At 64.9% G+C, this 26,117-nt stretch carries 23 protein-coding genes and 1 tRNA gene; 12 read left to right on the top strand and 12 right to left on the bottom strand.

All coding sequences use genetic code 11. The features are described from left to right. Nucleotides 1-59: 59 nt before the first annotated feature. Both KF838_15675 and KF838_15670 read left to right on the top strand, forming a co-directional pair. Nucleotides 60-2,162: an alpha-L-fucosidase gene (locus KF838_15675; GenBank protein ID QYK48217.1), complete on the top strand. Its 2,103-nt coding sequence runs from the start codon at nt 60-62 to the stop codon at nt 2,160-2,162. Between the two features lie 217 nt (nt 2,163-2,379). After that, entirely contained in the window at nt 2,380-3,138 is a 759-nt protein-coding gene (locus KF838_15670; protein ID QYK48216.1) for a hypothetical protein, read from the top strand. A gap of 83 nt (nt 3,139-3,221) precedes the next feature. On the opposite strand, the gene KF838_15665 is transcribed toward KF838_15670, so the two are convergent. From KF838_15665 to KF838_15655, 3 genes are all read right to left on the bottom strand, one after another. Continuing rightward, nucleotides 3,222-6,173 carry a protein kinase gene (locus tag KF838_15665; GenBank protein ID QYK48215.1) on the bottom strand — a complete coding sequence of 984 codons (2,952 nt, stop codon included), beginning with the start codon at nt 6,171-6,173 and terminating at the stop codon, nt 3,222-3,224. Continuing rightward, nucleotides 6,174-6,782 (bottom strand): hypothetical protein, encoded by a 609-nt coding sequence (locus tag KF838_15660; protein ID QYK48214.1) that lies wholly within the window; start codon nt 6,780-6,782, stop codon nt 6,174-6,176. It abuts the gene before it with no gap. A 92-nt stretch (nt 6,783-6,874) separates the two neighbouring features. Continuing rightward, nucleotides 6,875-9,571, bottom strand: coding sequence for a serine/threonine protein kinase (locus KF838_15655; protein QYK48213.1), 2,697 nt, complete (start codon nt 9,569-9,571; stop codon nt 6,875-6,877). Between the two features lie 262 nt (nt 9,572-9,833). Between KF838_15655 and KF838_15650 the strand changes: the two genes are divergently transcribed. Further along, complete coding sequence (locus KF838_15650) at nt 9,834-11,114, top strand: hypothetical protein (GenBank protein QYK48212.1); 1,281 nt, start codon at nt 9,834-9,836, stop codon at nt 11,112-11,114. A 195-nt stretch (nt 11,115-11,309) separates the two neighbouring features. Here the strand turns inward: KF838_15650 and KF838_15645 are convergent, their stop codons facing one another. Together KF838_15645 and nuoE are read right to left on the bottom strand one after the other, a co-directional pair. Further along, on the bottom strand, nt 11,310-11,528 hold the full coding sequence (locus tag KF838_15645) for a hypothetical protein (GenBank protein ID QYK48211.1): 219 nt from the start codon (nt 11,526-11,528) through the stop codon (nt 11,310-11,312). 17 nt (nt 11,529-11,545) lie between these two features. Continuing rightward, complete coding sequence (gene nuoE / locus KF838_15640; GenBank protein QYK48210.1) at nt 11,546-12,109, bottom strand: NADH-quinone oxidoreductase subunit NuoE; 564 nt, start codon at nt 12,107-12,109, stop codon at nt 11,546-11,548. Between the two features lie 160 nt (nt 12,110-12,269). Between nuoE and KF838_15635 the strand changes: the two genes are divergently transcribed. Beyond that, the gene (locus tag KF838_15635) at nt 12,270-13,517 is read left to right on the top strand and encodes a DNA cytosine methyltransferase (GenBank protein QYK48209.1); all 1,248 of its coding nucleotides are present in this window, start codon (nt 12,270-12,272) and stop codon (nt 13,515-13,517) included. Nucleotide 13,518: 1 nt separating this feature from the next. Here the strand turns inward: KF838_15635 and KF838_15630 are convergent, their stop codons facing one another. Beyond that, nucleotides 13,519-13,977 (bottom strand): Eco29kI family restriction endonuclease, encoded by a 459-nt coding sequence (locus KF838_15630; protein QYK48208.1) that lies wholly within the window; start codon nt 13,975-13,977, stop codon nt 13,519-13,521. 275 nt (nt 13,978-14,252) lie between these two features. Between KF838_15630 and KF838_15625 the strand changes: the two genes are divergently transcribed. The 4 genes from KF838_15625 (at nt 14,253) to KF838_15610 (ending at nt 17,447) form a co-directional block, all read left to right on the top strand. Next, on the top strand, nt 14,253-14,573 hold the full coding sequence (locus tag KF838_15625; protein ID QYK48207.1) for a hypothetical protein: 321 nt from the start codon (nt 14,253-14,255) through the stop codon (nt 14,571-14,573). Between the two features lie 64 nt (nt 14,574-14,637). Continuing rightward, nucleotides 14,638-15,279, top strand: coding sequence for a sigma-70 family RNA polymerase sigma factor (locus tag KF838_15620; protein QYK48206.1), 642 nt, complete (start codon nt 14,638-14,640; stop codon nt 15,277-15,279). A 27-nt stretch (nt 15,280-15,306) separates the two neighbouring features. After that, nucleotides 15,307-15,669, top strand: a complete 363-nt coding sequence (locus KF838_15615; protein QYK48205.1) for a zf-HC2 domain-containing protein — start codon at nt 15,307-15,309, stop codon at nt 15,667-15,669. A gap of 341 nt (nt 15,670-16,010) precedes the next feature. Continuing rightward, the gene (locus KF838_15610; protein ID QYK48204.1) at nt 16,011-17,447 is read left to right on the top strand and encodes a KamA family radical SAM protein; all 1,437 of its coding nucleotides are present in this window, start codon (nt 16,011-16,013) and stop codon (nt 17,445-17,447) included. A gap of 126 nt (nt 17,448-17,573) precedes the next feature. Here the strand turns inward: KF838_15610 and KF838_15605 are convergent, their stop codons facing one another. Further along, on the bottom strand, nt 17,574-17,969 hold the full coding sequence (locus KF838_15605; GenBank protein ID QYK48203.1) for a hypothetical protein: 396 nt from the start codon (nt 17,967-17,969) through the stop codon (nt 17,574-17,576). A gap of 345 nt (nt 17,970-18,314) precedes the next feature. Then, a tRNA-Leu gene (locus KF838_15600) sits at nt 18,315-18,398 on the bottom strand. 202 nt (nt 18,399-18,600) lie between these two features. Between KF838_15600 and KF838_15595 the strand changes: the two genes are divergently transcribed. Continuing rightward, nucleotides 18,601-19,551, top strand: coding sequence for a DoxX family protein (locus tag KF838_15595; protein QYK48202.1), 951 nt, complete (start codon nt 18,601-18,603; stop codon nt 19,549-19,551). A 79-nt stretch (nt 19,552-19,630) separates the two neighbouring features. Further along, nucleotides 19,631-20,722 carry a hypothetical protein gene (locus KF838_15590; GenBank protein QYK48201.1) on the top strand — a complete coding sequence of 364 codons (1,092 nt, stop codon included), beginning with the start codon at nt 19,631-19,633 and terminating at the stop codon, nt 20,720-20,722. 25 nt (nt 20,723-20,747) lie between these two features. Here KF838_15590 and KF838_15585 read toward each other — a convergent pair whose 3' ends face one another. Then, nucleotides 20,748-22,049: a hypothetical protein gene (locus KF838_15585; GenBank protein ID QYK48200.1), complete on the bottom strand. Its 1,302-nt coding sequence runs from the start codon at nt 22,047-22,049 to the stop codon at nt 20,748-20,750. 275 nt (nt 22,050-22,324) lie between these two features. Further along, on the bottom strand, nt 22,325-22,858 hold the full coding sequence (gene arfB, locus KF838_15580) for an aminoacyl-tRNA hydrolase (GenBank protein ID QYK48199.1): 534 nt from the start codon (nt 22,856-22,858) through the stop codon (nt 22,325-22,327). Nucleotides 22,859-22,968: 110 nt separating this feature from the next. Between arfB and KF838_15575 the strand changes: the two genes are divergently transcribed. Beyond that, entirely contained in the window at nt 22,969-23,841 is an 873-nt protein-coding gene (locus tag KF838_15575) for a hypothetical protein (GenBank protein QYK48198.1), read from the top strand. A gap of 359 nt (nt 23,842-24,200) precedes the next feature. Beyond that, nucleotides 24,201-24,557 carry an integration host factor subunit beta gene (locus tag KF838_15570; GenBank protein ID QYK48197.1) on the top strand — a complete coding sequence of 119 codons (357 nt, stop codon included), beginning with the start codon at nt 24,201-24,203 and terminating at the stop codon, nt 24,555-24,557. 100 nt (nt 24,558-24,657) lie between these two features. Here KF838_15570 and KF838_15565 read toward each other — a convergent pair whose 3' ends face one another. Both KF838_15565 and KF838_15560 read right to left on the bottom strand, forming a co-directional pair. After that, entirely contained in the window at nt 24,658-24,912 is a 255-nt protein-coding gene (locus tag KF838_15565; GenBank protein QYK48196.1) for a hypothetical protein, read from the bottom strand. Between the two features lie 47 nt (nt 24,913-24,959). Then, nucleotides 24,960-26,066 carry a glycosyltransferase family 2 protein gene (locus KF838_15560; GenBank protein ID QYK48195.1) on the bottom strand — a complete coding sequence of 369 codons (1,107 nt, stop codon included), beginning with the start codon at nt 26,064-26,066 and terminating at the stop codon, nt 24,960-24,962. Between the last annotated feature and the right edge of the window lie 51 nt (nt 26,067-26,117).

The following is a 26,117-nucleotide window of genomic DNA, read 5'->3' as shown; positions in this document are numbered from 1 at the left end:
CAACAGGTGCCCCCTGCCGCACCCACCACATTCACACGCATTCCTGTACACTCACCCCCATGCACCATCGCCTCCTCCCCCTCCTCGCCTGCATCCCCCTCGCCCTCCTCGCCGCGTGCGCGGCCAACGATCACCGCGTGGACAACGCCTCCTCACGCCTCAACGACCCCGCCCTCCGCGACGACCCGCGCATGGAGTGGTGGCGCGATGCACGCTTCGGCCTCTTCATCCACTGGGGGCTTTATTCCATACCAGCCGGTGAATGGAACGGCGTCAACACCTACGGCGAGTGGATCCGCACCACCGCCCAGATCCCCCTGGAAACCTACGACACCTTCGCCTCGCAGTTCAACCCCGTTGACTTCGACGCCGACGCCATCGTGCTCGCCGCGAAGGACGCCGGCATGAAGTACATCGTCATCACCACCAAGCACCACGACGGCTTCGCCCTCTTCAACTCCCAAGTCTCCGACTTCGACGTCATGTCGACGCCCTTCAAGCGCGACATCATGAAGGAGATGGCCGACGCCTGCCGCAAGCACGGCCTCATGATCTGCTGGTACCACTCCATCATGGATTGGCACCACCCGGACTACCTCCCTCGTCGCACATGGGAGACCGACCGCCCCACCGCCGGCGCGGACTACGACCGCTTCAATGCCTATCTCAACGCACAAGTCACCGAACTCCTCACCAACTACGGACCCATCGGCGTCATGTGGTTCGACGGCGAGTGGGAGTCCACGTGGACCCACGAACGCGGCGTCGCCCTCTACAACCTCTGCCGCTCGCTCCAGCCCGATGTCATCATCAACAACCGCGTCGATGTCCACCGCAGCGGCATGGCCGGTTTCAGCCAGAGCGACGATGCCGTCGGCGACTTCGGCACACCCGAGCAGGAAGTCCCCGCCCAGGGCCTCCCCGGTGTCGACTGGGAGACCTGCATGACCATCCACACCCACTGGGGGCACAACAAAGCCGACACCAATCCAAAGTCCGGCCAGATGCTCGTCCGCACGCTCATCGATGTCGCCAGCAAGGGCGGCAACTTCCTCCTCAACATCGGCCCCATGGCCAACGGTCGGATCGAGCCCTCCGAGGCCGATCGCCTCGCGCACATCGGCCGCTGGATGGAGGTCAATGGCGAAGCCATCCACGGCACCGGCGCCAGTATCCTCCCCTCAACGCCCTGGGGCCGCTGCACGATCAAACGCGACGGAAAGCGCACAACCCTCTACCTCCACGTCTTCGACTGGCCGACCGACGGCCGCCTCTTCGTCGATGGGATCGGCTCCGCACCGCGCGATGCACAGATCCTCGGCCGCCGGAGTTCGACGCTCCGCGCCTCGCTCGCCTCCGGCGGACTCGACATCACCCTCCCATCCTCCTCCACACTCACGCCCGACCCCGATGCCACTGTCATCAAACTCGTCTTCGATGGAGAACCCGTGATCTACCACCCGGTCACCATCAACGCCGACAGCGAGAACTTTGTCGCATCAACCACCATCACGCTCACCTCGCCGACGCTCAACACCGCGCCCGGCGCAACCATCCGTTACACGCTCGACGGTTCCGCCCCATCGGCGACCTCTCCCGTTCCATCCGGCCCGATCACGCTCACCGAATCCGCCACCATCTCCGCCGCCGTCTTCGTCGGCGACCGACGCGTCTCCGATCTTGCCACCCGCTCCCTCACGCGCGTCGAGCCCTGGGGCGCGACCCTCTTCGTCCGCGCCCCGGATCCCGGGCTGAAGGTCCAGACCTTCTCCGGCGACTTCCAGCGCTGCGCCGACTTCCTCTCTCTCGCCCCCGAATCCGAGACCATCTCACCCACCGTCGCGCTCCCCCCCGAGAATCCGCCGCCGGAGCATGTCGCACGCCGTTACACCGGCGTCATCAGCGTCCCCGCGACCGGGATGTACCACTTCGCCCTCACCTCCGACGATGGCTCGCGCCTCTTGATCGACGACAACCTCGTCATCGACAACGACGGCCTCCACGCGGCCCGCGAGGTCCGCGCCAGCGCACCCCTCGAAGCCGGCTACCACCGCATCACGATCGACTGGTTCAATCGCACCGGCGGTGCGGCCCTCTCCCTGAAGTGGCGTGCGCCCGACGGCTCATGGCAATCCGTCCCCGCCGACATGCTCGCCCACTGAAACCGTCGCGCCACACACCCTGAAAGCCCCCATCCCCTCCCGCCGACGCGACGCCCATCGGGACGCGCGCCCATTCCGCGCGCGTGCCGCCCATATCGACATCCAAAATTCCTCCCGCGTCGTGCAAGATCGAGCCCCGTGGCGGCAACTCATGTGCTCGCAAGCTCCGCAGTCCCCACACCAACCCTCGACCTCAACACACACAGGAGACGAAACCATGCATCGCACAACCAGCATCCTTGATCGCTCGAAGCCGATCGCCGCCTCTCTCGCGCTCGCGGCACTCGCCGGAGCCGCATCCGCCGCGCCGCAGATCATCAACCTCCGCAGCGGGCAGGTCGGCGGACTCCCCGGACTCGCCGGGCAGCAGGACGACATCGTCACCTTCCTCCCCAACAACCCGCCCGGTGCCGCCATCAGCGCATCACCCTTCACGGCGGGCGACTTCGCCGGCGCGGCATCCGGTCCCTCCGCCTCCGTTATCAACCCCGTGTGGGCCTGGACGCCCGGAATCAGCGATCCCCTCGCACGCTGGATCAACTTCGACGGCTTCTTCACCAACCCCGACGGCACACCCGGCGTCGGATGGGGCGCCCCCGGCTCATGCCTCTACGCCGTCCCCTTCAACATCTCCCTCTCCAGCATCACGAACGCGACGCTCGCACTCGAGTTCGCCGTCGATGACTATCTCGGGGATCACCCCTTCTACGGCGGCGGCAACCAGGCAGGGCTCTACATCAACGGCATGTCCACCGGCTACGACGGCGGCACCTTCGTCTCCTCTACCTTCCACTTCCAGAACATCACCTCCTTCGTCAATCCGGGACTGAACTATCTCTACTTCTACCAGCGCGACATCGGCGTCTCCGTCAGCGGTCTCATCTTCAGCGCACGCATCACAGTCATTCCCGCACCCGGAGCCGCCGCGCTCGTCGGTGTCGGCGGACTCATCGCGCTGCGCCGCCGTCGGCTCTGATCCGCCGCTGTCGATCTCGTCTCTCCACCCCCGCTGGGACGCGGGCCGGCACCCGGCACAACGCCACGCCGGCCCGTCTCGCTTCACTCACCCCGACGCGGCACGCCTCGCGCAAGCCGACGCCTGAAATCCTCAGCGGCCGCCGCATCTCCTGCCGCGTCGAACGCCGCGATCGCATCCCGAAAGTGAAGATCCCGATACGTGTACGCCAGGTCTACGTCAATGGCGTTGTTCCACCCCTCTCTGACCAACTGCGCCGCCTCTGCCGCGCGATCGGTCGCGCACAGCACGTGCGCCCTGGCGATCTTGGTTGCCATCACCTGATCGAACGGCATCGAGGCCGACGACAACGCGATCCGCATCGCACCGGCAGACCGCGCGTCCGCTTCCGCCAACGGATCGTCGAACGGAAAGCCGACCGACACCGCCGACCCGCTCATCTGTACGAGCGAGATCGCCATAAAGGCATCAACCGTCGCGATGATGTGGTGCTCAGGCCCGAGCACATCCGACAGCAACGCCCTCGCTTCCAGCCCCTCACGAACCGCCTCCTCGTGTGCGCCGTGCAGCCCGAGAAACCACGCGAGATACCGCCGGCTGTTCCCGAGGAGCAGCGCGTCCCGCGCCTCGGGCGGGAGCATCGACCGGATCCGCACAACCGCCCGTGCCAACTCAACCGCCTCTGCCGTTCGTCCCGCACGCGCCAACTCGACGGAAGCCGTCTCATAGCAAGGCAGCAGCGAGCGATGGTCCTGGCCATACAGAGACGACAGCACATCCGCCGCCAGCAGAGCCGAATCGATCATCTCGGACTTCAACCCTTCCGCCTCCGCCGCTCGCATCCGCAGCATGTACACCTGCGCGACCGACGGATCACGCTCACCAAGCAGCCGCTGGTGCAGAGCCGCAAGCCGCCCGAACGCCGCCGCTCGACCCTTCGGCCCGCTCTCACCCTTCCTTACCGTCCGCGACGACTCAAGGACGGGCAGATCCGCTCTGATCGCCTCCGCAACCCGCGATGTCGGCACACCCCACGCCATCGCAAAGTCACGAGCCAGATCGCACTCAGGCGCACGCTCCAGGAGCGCAGCCGCCTCCCCGAGTGTGGCAACCACATCCGGCGATGCGGGCACAAGCACGCGCATCCGCAGCTTCAGCGCCTCCCGCAGCAGCGGCTCGGCCTCCGCCGGCGCGCCCGCCATGAGGCGCGCTCGCGCAATCAGCGATGCCATCCGCGCCGCCGCAACACGCGCCTCGTCGCTCTCGATCCCGCGAAGGCCCTCAAGGGCAACACGCGCCTCGGTCTCCGCCTCCGACTCCTGATGCATCGCCATCAGCACGCTCGCGTGCAGCGACCGGGACAGCTCCACCCCCGCACGCGCCAACTCGTTCCCCGCTTGCATCAGGCGCGTTCGCATCTCGATCGCGTCACGCACCGCCCGCTCCGCCTCGGCATACCGCTTCCGCAAGAGCAAGACCGCGCCCAACTCGTGCAACGTCTCCGCGATCTCCGGATGCACCGTCCCGTGCTCCGCACGCAGACGCTCGAGCCCCGTCCGCAACGCCACCTCCGCGTACGCCACCTGCGCCACCGCACGACCGCCGGAAATATCCGTGTACACGCGGCTCCACAGCCGCCGCAACGCCTGATCCACGTCCGGATCCGACGCGAACGACCCCGTCTCCAGACGCGTGTACAACCGATCCAATCCCGCGCCCAGTTCCTGCGCCAACTCCGGCCGAGTCGGATCGTCCGTCGGCAACACCTCTCGCAGCAACTCCGTCACCGCCTGCGCACGCACCTGCTCCTGCCTCGCGATCTCCCGGTCAAGACGAGCCCGACGCGCCGCAGCAGCAGCCCCCGCCGTGCTGATCACCACCACCGCCCCCGCCGCCGCAACAAGCAGAAGCAGGAACCCCGCCATCGCGATCCGCGAGCGGTTCACAACGATCGCCTTCCGCAGCAGATACCACCCCGAACCGCTCCGCGCATCAACCGGGATCCCCGCAAGGTATCGCTCGATATCCCTCGCAAGACTCGCCGCCGACTGATACCTCAGGGCCTTGTCCTTGCGCATCGCCTTCAGGATGATCGCCTCAAGATCCTGCGACAATGACGGCACAACCCGCCGCGGCTCGATCGGCTCCGCCGTCTCCACCGCCCGGATCACCTCGTACAGCGATCCCCCGACGTCGTACGGCATCGCCCCGCACACCAGTTGGTACAGGATCACACCCAGCGAGTACACGTCCGTCAGCGCGTCGATCTGGTCGGACTTTCCCGATGCCTGCTCCGGAGACACATACGCCGGAGTACCCGCGAACTCGCCCGTCAGCGTGAGACGCAGCGTCCCCGCACGCGCGATGCCGAAGTCGATCACCACCGCACGCCCCTCGGGCGTCACCAGAATGTTGTCCGGCTTCAGGTCGCGATGGATCACGCCGTTCAGGTGCGCGTTGTGGATCCCGTTGCACACCGCGACAAACACCTCCAGCATCCCACGCTGACGCGCCGACGCGCTGTCGCCCGGCGGAGCCCACGCATCCAGCGGCACACCGTCCACATACTCCATGATCACCGCGATCCGCCCGTCCGCCAGAGCCCGCGACTCAAAGACCGTTACCAGATTGGGATGCCGCAATCGCGCCGTGATCTCCGCCTCGCGCTCCGCCCGATGCCGCTGACGTGCCGATACATCCCCGCCCGTCGACAACGCCTTGATCGCAACCACGCGCGACGTCGCCTCCTGCACCGCCCGGTACACCACTCCCTGCGACCCCGAACTGATCACCGACTGGATCCGATACCCTCGGATCCGCGGCGCGCCCTCCGGACCGGAATCAAGCTCAGACAACTCGCGGGCCCTGCGGATGAACGACGCGTCCTCCTCCGCCGCACGCAGCCGCTCCAGGCAGATCTCACACCCATCCACGTGCGTCCGGATCGACCCGTCCGAATCATCGCCGGAAGCGAGGCGGTCGATCTCCGCCGCGCTCGGGCAACGACCCGCCGACCCTCCACGCTCCGGAACCACTCAGACATCCTCCTCAAAGGCCTCTGTCAACTCCTCAACGAGCGACTTCAGGCGCCTCGTCATGCGCGTCTTCGCCACATACACCTGATCGACGGACATCGCGCACTGCGCCGCAACCTCGGCCGCCGGCACCCCGCGCATCGCCACCAGCTCGAACGCCAAGATCGTCCGCGGATCGACCGCCGAATCCTCCCGCAGCAGATCGAACGCCCGCGCCAGGATCGCCCGATCGCGCTCATCCGTCCAGATCGAACGCAACGCCCCCTCGTCGTGACCCTCTTCGCCCGGATCCTCGACAGCATCCATCTCGGCATGAACCGCCCGACGCCCCTCCCGACGCACACGCAGCGCGGTCCGATGCGCGATCCCCAGGATCCACGAACTCAACCGCCCCTTGCTCCGGTCATAACGCCCATCCCGGTACACACGCACAAACTCCGCGAGCGTCCGCTGCGCCGCCTCCTCCGCGTCCGCATCGCTCAGCCCCAGCCGACGCGACAACCCAGCGATCACCGGCCGGTATCGCGAGTCGATCTGCGCCCACGCCGGCTGGTTGTCACCCTCCCGCAGCGCGTCCAACAGACGCGTCGTCGTGCGTGTAGCGAACATGGATTGCTGAGAACGCGGCACCGTGCACAAACCCCCAGTCTGGCACACTCCGCCCAGTATACCACAAACCAATCCGACCGCCCTGCCGATTCTCACCCACCCCGCGACGCGCTCACACCCTCCGCCTCCAGAGCCGCCCGCAACTTCTCCAAACGACCTCGAGACTTCACCGTCCTCGGATGCTCGGCCCCGAAGAACTTCTCGATCGCCTCGTGGCTCTCAACCAGGTGCGATTCCCCATCCGATGCCCGCCCGACCTCGACCAGGTACTCCCCGTAGTTATTCCGGAAGATCGCACAGATGTAGTGCTCCGGGGGCAGGGCCGCGAGCGCCCTCGCAACCGTCTCCTCAAACACCACCCCGGCCTCCTCCATGTTCCCGCGCTTCCAGAGCAGCATCGCCAGGTTATTGAAGTTGCTCAGGGTCTCCGCCTCACGCGCCGGGGGCAGCCGCCTGCCGATCTCAACAATCCGTCGCAGGATCGACTCCGCCTCATCCAACTCATCCATGTTCTCAAGCGCAAAGGCCAGCGTCCCCATCGAGACCAGCACCTTCGGGCTCTCCTCCCCGAGCACCTCAAGCTGCTTCGCCACCGTCTCTCGCAGCAGCGGCAGCGCCTCCTCGGTTCTCCCCGAACCGATCAGCGCGGTCGCAAGGTTCGCCAGATTGACCAGCAGCGACGGGTGATCCGGTGGCAGGCACGCGCGACGGATCGCCAGCGACTCCCTCAAGAGCGCGATCGCCTCCTCGTGCTTCCCCTGCTTCTGCACCACGTTCGCGAGCGTCGTGATCGTGTACGCGACCGTCGGGCTCTCCGCGCCGAACACGGCCCGTCGATCCTCCAGCAACTCACGCAGAATCGCCTCGCCCTCGGCGAATCGCCCCATGTCCGTCATCAACGCACCAAGATGATCACGCTGCGTCAGAATCTCCGGATGCCGGGCCCCGAGCGAATCACGCGTCAACTCGATCGCGCGCCGCAGCGTCCGCTCCGCATCCTCGATCATGCCCGTCTCTACATAGAGCCGCCCGAGGTCACCCACCGCCAGCGCGGTCTCAGCCGACCTCGGCCCCGCAACCCGCTCCATCGCCGCCACGACCCCGACCATCTGCTCCAACGCGCCCGTCGGATCATTCAGATCGCTCGTGGTGATCGCGATCGAACGACGCAACGTCAACGCCTGCACGCTCTCCTCGCCATGCACCAGAGCCGCAAGATCCCGCGCCGCCACAAGGTGGGGCATCGCCTCCGACCACAGCCCCAGCGCGCGGTACGTGTTCCCCAGTGTCGTCCTCACCGCCAGCGCAACCCGAGGCCTCTCACGCAACGCCGGAATCGTCTCCGATGTCTGGTCCAACACCCGCCGGACCGTGATCTCCTCTCCACGCGCGAGTTCCGGATCCACCGCCCCCAGCATCCCCGTCAGAAACTCCGTCACCGCCTGCGAGTCAGCAAGCGCGGCCTGCGCCTCATACCTCAATCGCTCCGCCTCCGAACGCCGCTCCTCCGCCAGCCGCTGACCCTCCGTCGCACGCACCGCCTGCCACACCGTTCCCGCCACGCCCGCGAGCAACGCCGCCGCCGCCACACACCCGAGCCCGACCAGCGGCTTATTCCTCGCGACAAACTTCCTCGTCAGATACGCACGCGTCGGCCTCCGCGCCAGAATCGGCTCGTGCCGCAGATACCGCTCGATGTCCGCGCCCAACTCCGCCGCAGAGTCGTACCGTCGCTCACGGTCCTTCTCGAGCGCCTTCCCGACGATCGTCTCAATGTCAGCGTCGATCGTGCTCCCCGCCGTCGAGAGCGGCGTGATCCGCGACTCCGTGATCGTCTTCAACGCATCCGCCAGCGACGGCGATGAGAACTCGTGGGGCAAACGCCCGCTCAGCATCTCATACAGAATCACGCCCAGCGCGTACACATCGCTCCGCGTGTCAAGATCGTTCGGATCCCCCCCCACCTGCTCCGGCGACATGTAAGGCAGCGTCCCCACCAGCTGCCCCGCGGCCGTGTGATACGTCATCTCGCTCTGCTCGGCATCCGCCAGGCGCGCCACGCCGAAGTCCAGCACCTTCGGCCGCCCCTCGCGCGTCACGAGGATGTTCGACGGCTTCAGATCGCGATGGATCACGCCCTTCTGGTGCGCGTGCTGCACCGCATCGCACACCCGCACGAACAACCCCAGCTTCTCCCTCTGCGTCGCGCTCCTCGCCCACACATCCAGCCCCGTCCCCTCCACCAGCTCCATCGCATAGAACGGCACGCGCCCGCTCTCCGCCCCCTGCTCGCCGATCGATTCCTGAAACGTCCCCGCCTGATAGATCTGCGCGATCCCGGGATGCTGCAACCGCCCAAGGATCTCCGCCTCGTGCTCGAAACGGCGCAGCATCGCCGCCGACATCCGCCCCGCCTTCACCACCTTGAGCGCCACAATCCGCCGCGGCCGCTCCTGCTCCGCCAGATACACCGTCCCCATCCCGCCCTCGCCCAGCACCCGCTCGATCACAAACCCCGGAATCCGACGACGCCCCGGCGACTCCGCACCTCCCGGAGCCGCGATCGTCCTGTGCATCAGCATCGAGTCCAGCACGCTCGGACGCCCATCCCCCCGATCCTCCGGCGCGATCGTCGCAGACTCCGTCATCGCCAGCGCACGCTGCACCGCGCTCAACAACGCCGCATCACCCCCGCACGATTCGCGCACAAACGCCTCGCGCCGCTCCGGGGACATCCCCGCCGCCTCCTGCGCGATCCGTGCCGCCAGATTCGTCCGATCGCTCTCCATCGCCACTCACCACGCTCTACGCGGAACCGCTTCCGACGGATCGATCAACCTCCAACAGAGGCCGTTGGAAAGCGCTGATCGCTGTGCGACACCACCTTGCGCACGATGAATCGGCCCTTATCGGCCATTCCGGTGCCCGCATCAACGCCAGCCGCTCGGAATGCCCAAATACAACGGTTACAACGCGGCGGACGTGATGCATCCTGCAAGGCACCCGGAACCGGCGTCTGGTAGCATCGAATCCTCTTCCGGAGATTCTCGCATGCGACCGACCGGCCCAATCCGATGCTCCGCGTTCAGAACGCCTCGCCCCTCGGGCGTGCGCTCGATCCACATCGCCGTCGCATTCGCCCCGTGCTGCCTCATTGCGGCTCTCGCGCAAGCCAACGCAGGCACGCCCCTCATGTGGCTCGGCCTCCTCCACCTCACCGCGATCAATCTCATCATCGCCGGCGTCGAAGCCTACATCCTCAAGCTCATCGCCCGAGTCCCGTTCGGCCGCGCCCTCGCCGCCTCCCTCATCGCCAACTACGCCTCCGCGCTTGTTGGGCTCCTCCTCTTGGTTCCGTATGCAAGCCAATCGCTCGAACGAGTTTCGGGCATTCCCATCGATGCCGCGAATGCCCACATGCTCCGCTTCATCCTCCTCGCCTTCCTCGCAACCCTCGTCGTCGAAGGCCCCATCTTCTTCCTGATCGCGCGCAAGCGTGCCCGCCCCCGCCGACTCGTCGCCGCGTTCCTTCTCGCCCAGCTCGCCACTTACGCCGCGCTGCTGTGGATTTACAACGGCGCATCCAACGCATCCGCCACCCGCGTGACACGCGATCACACCATGGCCTTCGTGCCGCGCGACCATGCCGCGGCCGTCTACTACATAAACCACAGCGATGGCGACCTCTGGCGCGTCGGTCTCAACGGAGCCGGCCGCGAACGCATCGGACCGATCCCCCTCTTCTCAACGCCCGTTCCCGACGACTACACCTCGTACGGCAAGTTCGACCCCTATTACCACGAGATCCTCACCGTCGCGGCGAACCCCGACGGAGGCGAAGATCTCGTCGCAGTGCGAGATCTCGGCCGCGAACAACAGTCGCAGACGCTCATCGAAGATCTGCGCGACTCTCTCGGCCCGCGCTCGTTACAGATTCCCCATCGGGACATCTTCGATACACGCCCTCCGGATCGTGCGCTTCCGAAAGTCACCAACGGATTCTGGGCGTTTGATGGACTCAGCATCTACCCACGCGGCACAGAGCAAGACCTGTGGAAAGACTCATGGTCCGTCGCCTACGAAACCCCACTCGCGGCGTGGCGCGTCTCGCGCGTCAGCATTCTGCCCGACAACCTCATCGTATTCGACCTCGGTGATCGACAGATCTGCGTTCTCGACCCGCACACCCGCACGCTCGGTGTACTCGCCGAAGGCCGATCCAACCTCATCACCATGCCGGGCGCACGCTATCGCGAAGAAGTCCCAATCGCGCCCGTAGTACCGGATACATCCCCCGCACCACTCGCCGAACCCGGCACTCCTCCACCCTAAGCACTCTCGGCCTCGCCGGGTGCCACTAGTTCCCGTTGAGCACGCCCAGCGTGCGAAACGGAACCAGTGCCTCTTCGCCTGACTTGATGCCGTGTCCCATGCCTGCTCTTCGTGCAGGCATGCCACCCGGACTCCCCCTCCGCGTCCTCCGCGTTCAAACGCTTCTCTTCTTCGCGCTCTTCGCGACCTTCGCGTTCAACCCTCCCCCGGCTCCCGCGGCAGCACAACCTCCTCAATCGTCGTCCTTCGCAGCACCACCTGCCCCTGCGCCGTCTCTTTCACCTCTTCGGTGGTCTCACGACGCACCTCATGCGCCTGCGAGCCCTTCGTCGGGTCCGCCTTCACCCCGTGCGCAACATGACCCACAAACTCCCCGAGCAACCGCATCAGGGGTTTCTTCTTCTGCCCGCTCATTGGTTCGGCCGCTCCGATCAGTGATGCCCGTGCCCATGCCCGTGCCCGTTGGACTGGGCCCGCGCCTTGGCAAGCAGTTCCGGAATCTGTCCCGGCGTCACACTCTCGTGCAGCACCTCATCAATCAGAATCGCCGGTGCCCCGCCGCACGATCCCAGACACTCCAACTCGATGAGCGTGAACACCCCATCGTCCGTGGTCTCGCCGACATCGATCCCGAGTGCGGCCTTCACCGCCTCCGTGATCTCCGTCTGGCCGCAGAACTCGCACGCGATCGAGCGGCAGACCGACACCAGGTGCTGCCCCTTGGGCTTCAGCCAGTATTCCTCATAGAACGACGCGGTGTCGTACACCTCCGCCGCCGAGATCTCCAGCATCGCCGCGATCTCCTCCATCGCCTGGAACGGCACCCACCCATACTCATGCTGCACCATGTGCAGCGCAGGCAGGAGTGCGCCCATCTTCCGCTCATACCGGGGCAGATACCGCTCGCTCAGGTCGCGACGCATCTCCGCCGTCAGATACGGCTCCGCGCGCCGCTCGATCTTCATGGTCCCCGACGGTTTCGTGATCCAGGCCATGTGGTCCTCTCTGATACTGAAATGGCTGGGAGTTTATGCCTCCCTTCCCGAAATCTCGCAGAGACAGCCCAACAGCTTCATTCGGCGAGTTTTCCACACGAATACCCTCAAACTTGACATCCTAACGAAACCGGTACAATATGACCACGGAGTCCTGAAAATGAAGTCGATTGAGCTATTCGCCGGAGCCGGTGGCCTAGCGATCGCTACTGCAAACGCCGGTTTCCAGCACGAGGCGGTACTCGAATGGAACGCCAATGCGTGTGCGACGATCCGACGAAACAAATCCGCTGGCTTACCACATGTGTGTCACTGGAATGTCATCGAAGGCGATGTCGCAACGTACAACTTCAAGCAACACGCTGGATCTGTCGAGTTTGTGTCTGGAGGCCCACCTTGCCAGCCCTTCAGCATCGGCGGCAAACATCGAGGCATGGACGATACCCGCAACATGTTCCCCCATGCTGTGCGTGCTGTTCGCGAGATACGACCCAAGGCGTTCCTCTTCGAGAATGTGAAGGGATTAACTCGAAAATCTTTCGCCAACTATTTCGCGTACATCATTCACCAGTTGGAGTACCCAGAGATTGTCCGACGGGGCGATGAAGAGTGGACGGACCACCTCTCCCGGTTGGAAAAAGCAGTCACAAGTGGGCAGCCAAAGAGTGCATTACGATACAACGTCGTGAGCCAGCTCCTGAATGCAGCCGATTACGGGGTTCCCCAACGACGCGAGCGTGTACTCATCGTGGGAATCCGAGCCGACTTGGGTGTGCATTTTGCGTTCCCACACGCCACGCACGAAGCTGACGCCCTCGTATTCGATCAATGGGTCACGGGCGAGTACTGGGAGCGGCACAGAGTATCGAAAAAGGATCGGCCACAGATGCCGTCGCGTCTTCGTGCGAAAGTAGAGCAGCTTTCAACGCTCTGGTCGTCCGCGATGCTCTTGCCCTGGCGAACGGTTAGAGACGCGATCGCTGACTTGCCCCGCATTGCACCTGGCCAGACGTGTGAGAAGTTCCCAAATCACTTCCTCAATCCCGGTGCTCGTGCGTACGCAGGGCACAATGGAAGCCCTATGGACGAGCCCGCTAAGACACTCAAAGCCGGGGACCACGGCGTGCCCGGCGGAGAGAATATGGTCCGGCTTGCCAACGGAAGTGTCAGGTACTTCTCCGTGCGCGAGTGTGCTCGGCTTCAGACGTTCCCGGATCAGTGGGTGCTTGAAGGATCTTGGACCGAATCTATGCGTCAACTTGGGAATGCAGTACCTGTAAAAATGGCAGAATCGGTTGCCGCTACGCTCAGAAAGACTATTGAAGTCAACAGCGGCGTAGCCCGCGTTATTCAGATGCGCGCCCGAACTCGTGCTTCCGGTTGCAGCCGGTCAAAGGTTCACAGGTGATTCACCGTTTGGGGTATTGCCTATCCCATTCGCTCACAATGTCGGTACCCGGACGTCCCTTTCCGGGGGTTTTGCTTCCAAAACCCGTTGCGTTCCATTTGGGATTGTGATGAGAAATCAGAGCGAACTCTGCGGCGAACACCCACCACTCGCTCTCGAATACCAAGTACTTGCAAGCGACGTCTTCGATCGCGATGTTCTGTCTGGACTTGATCTTTGCAACGTGCTCGTTCAGCCGGGCACGAAGCGTTCGCTTACTCTTGGTTGTACCTTTTGATGCCTTTCCAATGTAGACAAGTTCGCCCTTGTGATACAGAGCGTACACACCACTCTCTGTTGGCCCGACACCCGAGTGCAGCTGTAGTGAGGGGCTCTCTTCCAGGTGACGGACAACCTGATCTCGAATTCCAAGATCAAGATCGAACTCAAAGCGATGCGGGGTGGAATCGTGATCATCCATGCGGCAGTTTAGCCGCAACGACACCCAGTCGCCCCCCCGGGCCCTCCCCGCCGCGCCCGCAGGCCTGACCCCCACCTCATCCCCGCAATAACCGCCCATCAACGCTTATCGCGCATTCGGACCTTCAACCTTGACGGTTGTGACGGCTGAGCCCGTCCCTCGTCCACACATTCGGCAACCCTACGCTGACCCGCGCCCCCCTTGCACCCGATCCAATCCCCACAGCGAAGGCCGCAACACACAAGGCCGACGAACGCCGCCCGGGGAGAGATCGCATGACCACGCTGCAATACAACGACATCGGACACCCGCCCGCGACCGGACCGGTCGCCCTCTGGTGGGTCGACCACCACGGTAACGTCCACGAAGAGCAGCGCGACACCAAGCCCCTCCCCCAGGCACTCTTCGAAACACATCTCGAACACCACGCTCCCGACCCCGCGCCCGTCGCATTCGGTCGCGTCGAACTCGCCTCCTCACGCGGCACCATCCGCCTCGTCTCTCGCGAGGGCGCAAACATCGTCGGCAGAGTCTTGGACGCCCTCGAAGACCGCTACCCCGGAAGCGTCTGGTACGTCTTCCAGCACGCCGCGTGACTCACCCCGCTCCCGGCTCGACCACCAGCTCAACTTTTTCCCGCTCTCCCCATACCATGGGAACGTGACCACCGTTCCGCGTATCCCCGTCGAACCACCCGACCAGACCAATCTGGTCGAGCGTCTGCGTTCCGGTGATGCCGGCGCGTACGAGCAGATCGTCCGCGACCTCACCCCCCGCATGCTCGCCACCGCCAAACGCTTCCTCGGCAGCGAGGCCGACGCCGAAGACGCCGTCCAAGAGGCCTTCCTCTCCGCCTTCAAGAACCTCGACAAGTTCCAGGAAGGAAGCCAGGTCGGAACCTGGATCCACCGCATCCTCATCAACGCCGCCCTGATGAAACTCAGGTCCCGAAACCGGCGTCACGAGGTCGCGATCGAGGACCTGCTGCCCAAGTTCGACTCCACCGGCCACGCGGAGAATCCCGCCCAGCCCTGGAACCTTCCGGGCCCGGACCCCATCCAAGCCGATGAGACCAGGCGCCTCGTCCGAGAGGCGATCGAGTCTCTTCCTGACGCTTACCGAACCGTCCTCATCCTGCGCGATGTGGAGCAACTCGACACCGAATCAACCGCCGCCGCCCTCGGCATCACGCCCAACGCCGTCAAAACCCGCCTCCATCGCGCACGCCAGGCCCTCCGCACCCTCCTCGACCCGCACTTCCGCCCCGAACAATCCGAATCATCCGACTCCCACCCTTCCTGACCTCGCACAGTTGACCACACACACCCGATGAGTTGCTCCCGCTCCAACAAGCCCAGCGACGATGCCGAGCACAACGGCTCCATCGCCGTCAACACGTGCCAGGAGTGCATCGACTTCCTCATCGACTACCTCGACGGCACACTCCCCGCCGCCAAAAGAACCGAATTCGAGCTCCATCTCGAACTCTGCCCCCCCTGCCATCGCTACCTCCAGCAATACCAGGCGACCATCCGCCTCGGTCAGCGCGCGATGGAAGAACAGGCCGCAAAGAACCCGCCCCCCGAGGCGCTCATCAAGGCCATCATGGCCGCCATGAAAGCCGGCCATCCCGCCAAAGACCCCGGCGAACCCGACGCCCCGGGCGGCTGTGGCTGCGACTGCACTTCATAACATCCGCCTCTCACCCTCCCGTGACCCGATGAGCCCTGTCAATTGCGCTCGACCATCCGAGAGCCGGGCCTTTCGCTGAGCGCACCCTCGCGCCCTGCCGATGCTCCCCTCATACCCCGGTCAGGAATGACCGGACCCGGCTGCGGATCGGAACCGGGAACGCCGCGTTCCGAATCTGTTGTCACCTTCAGGTGAGTGGGTGTTGACGTGGTGCGCCAAGTCGATACGCTCTTCACCATTCTTGATCCGCGCTGGGTTGGTCGCGCCGCGGATCCGTCGGACGCATGGAACTACGGGGCGTCCGACTCACACGTAACGACCTCCACTCTCGAGTGGAACACATGGACATCGTGGACCCGCTCCCGGGTGCTCGCCTCGCGTCCTCTCCCTCAAACCTCACCGCCAAGCACGTCAAGCTCCTCGTCCTTGAAGAGACGATGAGCGATGCCGCCTCCTGCGACAACTCGCGAGAGACCGGCTCAGACGACGACGAGCCCCCAAGTATCCCGCGGCTCACTCCGCCGCCCCCCGTTCCCAATCAGGCCGCTCCACGAATCTTCAGCGAGCAGATGACTGCCCGCGAAGCCGCGGAGGCCTCACGCGCAGACGGCTTTGTGCAATCCGAACGCACGCGCCGTTTCCGCGCCCGCGTCTTCCCCGACGCCACCGACGCCCAGTGGAACGACTGGAAGTGGCAGCTCCGCATGCGCATCCGTGATCTGGACACCCTCCAGCGCGCCTTCACCCTCTCCAAGGATGAACGCGACACCGTCACCCACCTCGGCGGGCAGCTCCCCGTCGGCATCACCCCCTACTACGCCTCACTCATCGATCCCGAGGATGCCGACGACCCCATCCGCCGCACCATGGTCCCCACCGGCGGCGAGCTCATCCACTCCGAGCAGGAAGCCGAAGACCCCCTCAACGAAGACGGCGACATGCCCGTCGAAGGCCTCGTTCACCGCTACCCCGATCGCGTGCTCTTCCTCGTCACCTCGTTCTGCGCCACCTACTGCCGCTACTGCACCCGCTCTCGCCTCGTCGGCAAGACCGGCGAGTACCACTTCAACACCAAGCAGTTCGAGCGGGCCCTCGCCTACATCGAGGCCACCCCCGAGATCCGCGACGTCCTCATCTCCGGCGGCGACCCGCTCACGATGAACGATGACAAGATCGACTGGCTCCTGACGCGCCTCCGCGCCATCCCCCACGTCGAGTTCATCCGCATCGGCAGCAAGATCCCCGCCGTCCTTCCCCAGCGCATCACCCCCAACCTCGTCTCCATCCTCCAGAAGTGCCACCCCTTCTGGATGTCCGTCCACTTCATGCACCCGCGCGAGGTCACGCCCGAAGTCGCCCAGTCCTGCGGCCGCCTCGTCAACGCCGGCATCCCGCTCGGCAGCCAGACCGTCCTCTTGAAGGGCACCAACGACAACCCGGAGACCATGAAGTCGCTGATGCACAACCTTCTGAAGATCCGCGTCCGCCCCTACTACATCTACCAGTGCGACCCCATCCCCGGCTCCTCGCACTTCAGAACACCCGTCGAGGCAGGACTCAAGATCATCGAGGCCCTCCGAGGCCACACCACCGGATACGCCGTGCCGCAATACGTCATCGACGGCCCCGGCGGCGGCGGCAAAATCCCCCTCGCCCCCGAGTACGTCGTCGGACGCGAAGGCGATGAGCTCCTCCTCCGCAACTACGAGGGCAAGATCTTCCGCTATCCAGATCCCATCTCGCTCCAGCATCCGGTACGCGAGAAGATCCGGGTGTAAACATCGTTACCGACACACATCCCATGTGCTGCGTGGCATGCCTGCTCGTAGAGCAGGCATGTCTTCTTGCGTGAGAGAAAGAAAGTTCGGGTGGCATGCTTGCTCGTAGAGCAAGCATGCGCATTTCTACGGTCTATCAGGCCTCGCGGGACGCATGGAAACATCCAGAGTTAACACGCCCTGCGACTTGTCCCTATACCACCCCGCGCTGGACCATCGCCATTCACTGGTTCTCTCGCACAATCCGTCAGAAACCGGATTCCTGTGGATGTAGTCGATCATGGACCAGATCGCCCTCGCCTTGAAGAGATTCCGGTCGTAGCCGCCACCTCGCTCCCAGAACCGATGCACGATCCTTCCGTCCGGGCGAACGTCCGCCATCGCCGCGAGCCGATGCGGTGCGTGCGTCTGCGTCCAGTGCTTCGCTCGTAGCGCGACCGACTTCTTCACCGATTCGAGAAACCAACCCACGCGCGGCGGATCGGCCTGCGGATACACCAGCAAGTGGACGTGTGTGGGCATGAAGCAGTATGCCCACAGATGGCAAACGTGCCTGTCGAGATTCACCCTGATCGCCTCAGCCAGCCACAGACACGCGCGTTCCGATTGGAGAAAAGGGCGTGAGTTGAAGCACGAGAAGTTCAGCGCTCGGGCCTGACCTGTCACCTCCCGACGCTTCAGACGCTTGTATTCAATGGGATCAACCACACCAAGCAGTGTAACGTACCCGGGTGGCATGCTTGCCCGGCCCGAAGGGCAGGCATGCCTTTCAAACCCCAGAACATGCCTGCTCTGCGAGCAGGCATGCCACCCTAACTCTGCCTGACCTACCCCCGGTCCAACCCCTCAAGGGTTGGCCCGACTCAATGCGGGTGACAGGAATCGAACCTGCACGACCTTTCGGCCACGGGAACCTAAATCCCGCGCGTCTGCCAGTTCCGCCACACCCGCTCGGTGTCCACAATCCTACTCGCCCCCAACGCCAACCCACCAACCGCCTCCACATACTCACGCGCCCCCGCAACCGCAGCCCCCCATTCCCGATCAACAGCGAAACCCGATCAGTCCGGGGAACATCGACCGATCATCTATGATCCCCCGCGGCTCGCGCGCCCCCGCGCCCGCCCGCCGCTCGACCACACCGGAGCCCGACATGCGCACCCGCGACACCATCGCCCTCGCACTCGCACCCCTCTCACTCCGACTCATGCTCGCCGCGATCTTCCTCTTCGCAGGGCTCAACAAAGTCATCCACACCATCGACGCCTCGCCCGAACAAGCCGCCCAACTCGCCAACCTCGGCGCAATCTCCCCACCCCCCTCTCCCTCCAGCCCCTCGCCCGACTCGCGCGTCCCCCCACTCCCCGATCCCACCGCCCCCACACCCATCGTGCCGCCAACCGACGCGCCCACGCCACCCCCCACAGGCACCCCCACCGGCACCCCCGAATCCGCGCCGCCCGATTCCACCCGCGCCGACGCCGGCTCTCCCCTTCACATCCCACACCTCACTCGCCTCCAACCCACAGAGCCAGCACCTCAAACACCCGCCCCAACCACCACACCCACAAAGCCCGAGCCCACCTACACCGCCGCCGACTTCCCCGACGGTGCAAAGGTCAAGCCAGGGCTCATGATCGCACTCAGCATCCACGCCGCGGCACACCCCGCGCCCGGCCCCGATGGCTCCACACCCATGCCCCTCGCCCCCGAGCGCCTCGCACAAAGACCCTGGCCCGCCCTCCTCGCATGGGCCGCGATACTCACAGAGATCATCGCCGCAGCACTCCTCGTCATCGGCCTCTTCACACGCCTCTCCGCCCTCGGACTCGCCTCCATCATGGCCGTCGCCATGTGGCTCACCGAGATCGGCCCCGCCATCCAAGGCGGCACCGCCCAGTTCGGCTTCCTACCCAACTACGCCATGATGGACCCCGCATGGCAGCACCTCATGCTCCAGTTCTCCCTCTTCGCATCCGCAGTCTCCCTCTTCTTCCTCGGTGCGGGGCCCGCGAGTCTCGATGCCGCCATCTTCGGCGGCCCCACCTCCGCTCCCAAACCCGCTCCCGCCCCGAAGCCGCGCAAGCCCCTCATGGACGACTGAAACCGAAGGGCTCGCACACCCGGCAATCTACTTCTCCCCGCGGCGTTGAACTGGGCACACGCATCACGGGGGTACTCGCATGCCTCTCTCATTCATCCTGCCGCTCGTCGCGTCGCTCGGGTTGTTCCTTCAACCCGCACCGGCCAAGCCCGCATTCACGCTGCAACCTGAGCACGCGTACGCCACCAACGCGCCAGCCCTCGAAGTCGTCACACTCGACCTCACGCTCCACGATGAGCCCCGAGCCAAAGACCTCGATCTCCGCATCCGTGCGCCCAAACTGCCGGCATCCGCGCCCGGCGCGACCCACGCGCCCCTCCCCCTCATCATCTTCTCCCACGGCGCGGGCGGCGCGAAGGATGCGTTCCCAGAACTCTCCACCCACTGGGCCTCACGCGGCTACATCGTCGTTCACCCCACGCACTCAGACTCCATCGCCCTCCGCCGCCGAAACGGCCAGGATCTCTCCGGGCTGCGCGAGAACCCACAACGACTCCTTCTCGATGTCGATGGCCCCGACCGGCTTGCCGACTGCTCCTTCATCATCGACGCCATCCCCGCGATCACCGATGCGCTGAACAACAACCTCCCCGAAGCGTCGCGCCTCACCATCGACGCCACCCGCATCGGCATGGCCGGCCACTCCGCCGGCGCGTACACCACGCAGATCGCCTTCGGCGCGAAAGTCCGAGGCCCGCGCTGGGGCTCCCTTCGGTTGAAGTCCCACGCGGACCCGCGCATCACCGCCGCGATCCTCATCAGCGGCCAGGGCACCACCAACCGCTCCCTCGCCAAAGACTCCTGGTCCGACATCGCCGGACCCCTGATGGTCATCGCCGGATCCCTCGACACCTCGCCGATCTCAAACGAGACCCCCGAGTCCCGCCGCGAGCCCTTCGAATACGCCAAGCCCGGCGACAAGTATCTCATCTACATCGACGGCGCAACCCACGGCTCATACCAAGGCAAGTCGCTCACCACCATGCTCCGCGAGAACCCGACCACCGACATCGAAGTGATCACAGCCGCCGTCTCCAGCGGCACAACCGCCTTCTTCGATTGCTACCTCAGAGCCGATGACGAGGCCGTCTCCCACGTGGCCAAGACCTACCTCGAATCCGACGCCCTCATCACACTCACCTCCGGCGCGGCGGAGTACAAGCGGAAGTGACGGACCGCACGGGAAGCACGCACGCTCAGTCCAAGTAATCCTTCACGTGCTCCTTGATGGACTTCTCTTCGAACGACGCGAACTGGCTAAAGGTGCCCCCGTCGTGCATCGTCGTGCCGCGCAGCGTGCGCTGGTAGCCGCCAGCCATGCCGACCATCCAGCCCTTCTCCTTTGCCCAGAACTCTTCTGTCACACGGTACTTGTAGAAGTAGTAGTCGACGTGTGGCCCGCGTTTGAAGAGCTTCCCCTCGCGCCGTGTTTCGACGTGAATCAGTTCAATCTCGTCCGGCTCGCGATTCAACTCGGTGCCGAATGTGAGCCAGTCGACCATGTGGCCACGCGCGAGTTGCTTTTGATCAAAGCACGCCGGAGGCAGGAATCGCTCCCACTCCGTTCCTTCCGTGAACATGCGCAGCGTGTAGCACTCGCGTGGCGACTCCGCGATACGCACCAGTTCCGCCGGATCGACCGGAATCCCAAGACTCAGCCGTGAGAACGCATGGAACATCTGAAGGCGTGGATCCGTGAAAGCCGGCACGCGCTTCATCGCTTCGATCACACCAGCCGAGTTCCAATGGCCCGCCAGATCGAGCAGAATGCCCGTCAGATCGCGCACCTCGGCGTACGGCCCGTCATACTTCCAGTTGAAGTGGCCCGGCTTGTTCTCCTCCTGCAGCGAGAGTGCTTTCTGGTTTGACTCATGGAGCGCCGCAACAAACTCGCGCTCGCACGGCGCGATTGACTCCGGACCGATCAACTTGTACTTCAGAAACTCCAGCAGCATCAGATAGATCGGGTTGCGCAGCGGCTCCCACTTCGTCGCCTCGAGGACCGCAGGAAAGAGCGCCGCAGTAACCTCCAGCGTAGCGGCAGGCGGCGCGCCGGGATGCAACTGCTTCGCACCAAAGCCCATGATCGACACATACCCCTCCGACTTGAAGGGATAGCCGCCCGTCAATCGACCGGTGATCGCCTCAACATACGCTTTGGCTGACTCGGCACTCGGTCGCGTGGCAAACAGTTGCAAGATGTTCTCGCGCGTCTCGGGTTTGGCTCGCTTGAAGGTCTCGACAACCGCCGCAATCGGCGGCGCGGCCTCCGATCTTGCGAGAGAGCCATCGCGCACAACCCAAACCAGATTCGACGCCGGGTCCATCCACTCGTACTTCGAGGGTGGCATCGGGCCGTCGATCGCCTGGAGCACCGCCAGCAGCGCCCGGCTGTCGAGCAGGCCCGCGCGTGCCGCATCCATCATCTCTTTGCGTGCGGCATCATGAGTCGGCTCATCCTTGGAACGGAAACGCGATAAGAGATCTTGAATATCCACGCTGGCCTCCCTTCAAGCAACGTGGAATGTACATCTTCCCTCGTCGTGCGCCAAGCCAAGCAAGGTCCTGCCTCCCTCTCGATCTCCCACACTCCTCCCGCGGCGCTGATCTCCACGCCTCCGTCCCATTGTCCCTCTGTCCCCTCTTCTCCGCGTTCCTCCGCGTTCAACTCTTCTTCGCGATCTTCGCGTTCAGACTCTTCTCCCCCTCTGCGAAACTCCGCTCCCTCCGCGGCCTCTGCGTTCTCTTCGCCCTCGCGTTCAAACACTCGGCCTCACTCCTCCCCGCCCCCACTCCGTCTCTTCTTGATCGCCCCCCGCTGCTTCTTGTCTTCCAGGCGCCTCCGCTTGGCCCCCTTGCTCGGCTTGGTCGGCTTCCGCACCTTCGGCCTTGCGACCGCCGCCCGGATCAGCCGCTCCAGCCGCTCCACCGCCTCGTCCTTATTCCGTCCCTGCGAGCGATGCTCATCGCACTCGATGATCAGTTCACCCGCCTCCGTCACAAGCCCCGCCCCCATCGGACCCGACATCGCCCTGAGCCGCTCGGCCGCCGCCGGATCCAGCCCCAGATCCCGCACCCACACCCGCAGCTCCGCCCGCGTCCTGCGCTTGTTGACGTTCTGCCCACCCGGCCCGGAACTGGCCACAAAGCTGAACCGCAGCGCGCTCGGCGCCACATCCACGCCCCCGATCCGCATCGCCCCGGAAACGCGCCCGGCCACCGCTCCATCCTCGCGGTGGCTCGCCTCGCCCGGCCCACGTGCTGCTGAACCTGGGCCATTGCCGGATTGTGCCGCTCGCTCGTTCACACGCGGGCTCCTCAGAGACCTTATCCTTGCGGCTGTCGGCGCGTCGGCCGTCCCGCTCGCCCGATCCGATCTTTCCTTCGGCCCGAAAGTGTCCGCTGCTGGAGCATCGCATGCACGCCCGTCCCCCTCGCTCAGCCCTTCTCGCTCTGATCTCATCCGTCGCCTTCGCCCCGCTCGCGCTGGCGCAAGAGACCTCCGGCGCAGTCCCGCCCATGTCAACCGCCGAGGCCCCGCTGATGAGCGGCTGGACCCTGCAGTTCGAACCGTCGGTCCACTACATCGCCCCCGCCGGCGACCTCAAGCTCCCCAATCGCTCCAACATGAGCTCGAAAGAGGTCAAGGTCGATGACATCAACCTCGACGACACCCGCCTCGCGCCCTACGCGGAGATCCACTTCCAGCGCGACAAGTGGCGTATCTCGCTCTCCGGCTTCGCCTATTCGATCGACGATCGCTCCGCCATCGCCGACACCTCGTTCCAGTTCGGAGACCTCTCGATCGCCTCGGGAGACCGCATCGAATCGTCGCTCGATTTTTGGACGCTCGAAGCAGTGGGCTCGTACCGCGTCTTCCAGGATCAGACCGATCGCAACTCCAAGGGCGTGATCGGCGGCGCGGTCGGCATCGACATCCTCGGCGGCATCCGGCTCTTCGATGTCGATCTCAAGGTCTCCACGCCCACCGACTCGCAGAGCGAAGACAACCTCTGGGCACAGCCCGTGCTCGGCGCACGCGTCGAGTTCGCGATCTGGGAGCGCTTCGGCTTCGACGTCACAACCGCCTTCGGCTACATGCCCGGCGACAACACCTCGTTCTCGTGGGACATCGTCGCGGGATTCCACTGGAGACCCATCGAGAATGTCGGCGTCCAGATCGGATACCAGCAACTCGCCTTCACGCTCGAAGACGGAGACGATGAAGAGAAATTCCGCTGGAAAGGCGGCATGGCCGGACTCTTCGGCGGCGTCCTCATCCGCTTCTGAACCTCCGCCCCCACACGCCTCCGCACCGGCCCGCTCCACCCGCTTGACCTTATTTTCGGACCGGCCATGCACCCCTGTGTCAAGCCCGTCTCGCCGGATATGCACGGTTTTTCTACAGGTCGATCAGTCCCAAGTTTGGCGTTGACCGGCACTTGCAAGTGTGCGATACTTGCTCGGTCCGGCAGCGGAGGACGCGCCGGACCCGCGTGGGTCGTTCTCACCACTCGGTCGGGTTGATGGGCAGGCACGGATCGCCGCCAGCCCCGGTTGGATCCAGAGTTGGGTCCAGCGGAGCAACATCGTCGCCGACCGATCGAATCGTCGGGCTCCTTGCACCCCCTGTCACGGGATCCTCTGGCATGGCCACGATCACGAAAAAAGATCTCATCGACCGGATCTCCGAGAAGTCCGGCGTTCGCCGCTCCACCGTCAAGGACGTCGTGCAGATGTTCCTCGACCAGATCACGGACGAGCTGGCGGCGGGCAATCGCCTCGAGTTCCGTGACTTCGGCGTCTTCGAGGTCAAGTCCCGTGCCGCACGCACGGCCCAGAACCCCAAGACCCTTCAACGCGTCAGCGTTCCCCCGAAGCGGAGCGTCAAGTTCAAGGGCGGGCGGCTCATGCGCGACCGGCTCGAGGGAGAACCCCCGATGGTCGAAGTCACCGCCGCCGGCAAGTCGATGTCGTCCAAAGGCGCCAAGGCCGCTTCGGTCTGATCTGGCCCATTCCGCAGAACGACATCACACCCGCCGAACCGGGAAAGCCGAACCGGGCAACCCGAATTCGCGAAGTCGAACCTGGGAAAGCCGAACCGGCTCAGCCCACGATCTCGACGCGGCTGTACCGATCGAGGTTCACGACCACGATCTCACCGTCGTCCTTCTTCAGTTCAAGCCGGTCGAGCCAGAGCTTCTTGTCCTTGCTGTGCGCAAACCACGAGCCGGTCGTCGCCTGGCCGAAACGCTGCACGACCCCCTCGACCGTGATCGTGTGCGTGCCGAGTTGACGCGGAACCTGCTGCGTCACGCGGACGCGCTGGCCTTGCTGGAACGTGTCGAGTGAGAGTGACATAGGCACCAAGCGTAGATCCGCCGACGCGCCGACGCCATCGAAACCGCTCACGCAGCCATCGTCACCCGCCGGATGCCCAACAGCTCCCCGGCGTCCAGCGTCTCGAACGGCCGCTCCTCCGCGGCAGAGAGCAGCCCCACCTTCCAGAGCCACCGCTTGAGCGGCAGATGGTGCTGATACACAGCCCCGACCCCGCTCGTCGGCGTGGAACGCTCGCGAACCAACCCCGCCGGGGCATCGGCCAGCGCGAGGAACGACCGGGCCAGCCCCCGGGCGTGCGGGGCGTCCCGCTCCACCTCGGCAGCACAGCGGGCGATCTCCTCCGTCGAAGCGACATCACGCCGAAAGATCTCCATCGCGCACTCGGCAGCGCAGTGCGCCAGCAGAAGCGCGTCGTAGCCCAGACGAAGCTCGCGCGCAAGATAGTCAAGCGGCTCATAACGATGGTCGTGGACCACCACCGCGCCGGGCCTGTAGAGAACCGGCGCACGGAACCGGCGACAGATCCGCCAGGCGCACTCAAGGTCCTCGTAGCAGGCCGAGGGAAACGAGGCATCGAACCCGCCCGCATCCGGAAGCGCACCGGCAGGCATCGAGAGGTTCAGCGTCCACGCGTGCCGGAAACCCCAGTCATGGCCGGGATCCGCCGCCGCGGCACCCGTCATCTGGTCGTAGAAAAACACCATCGATGTCTCGCGGAGCATCCGGTCAAACAGGCGATCCGGCTCGTGGATCTTCCACGGAGCAGCCCCGAGCACCATCGCCGTCCGGCCGGATGCAGCGAGTTCGCGCTGCGCCTCAAGGTGAGTGCGAACGCACGCGGGGTCAGGGATCACATCGTCGTTCAGGAGCAGTACGTGCCCACCTCGCGCGTGGCCAAGCAAGGCGTTGCGCGTCGCGGCCGGACCGGCACGAGGGAGTTCAAAGACGCGGCACGCCACCCGCGGTGCCGACCGGCTCGACGCGTTGAGACGGATCGCCTCATCCACGGCCTCGGCCTCTCCCGATGTGGGGCCGTCGACCCCGACCAGAATCTCGAACGTGCCCGGGGGCGCATCCTGAGAGACCAGGCCCCCGATGCACGCCCTGAGTTTCTCAGGACGCCCGCACGTCGGGATGAGGATCGAGAGTTCCGGACGCGTTCGCTCGGACATATATGGCTCCGGGTTCGGGCATGGGTGCCAGAAGCCGGGTGTGCTGGGGGC

This window comes from Phycisphaeraceae bacterium, from assembly GCA_019454185.1.
Lineage (GTDB): Bacteria > Planctomycetota > Phycisphaerae > Phycisphaerales > UBA1924 > JAHBWV01.
This window is presented reverse-complemented; position numbering and strand designations above follow the sequence as displayed.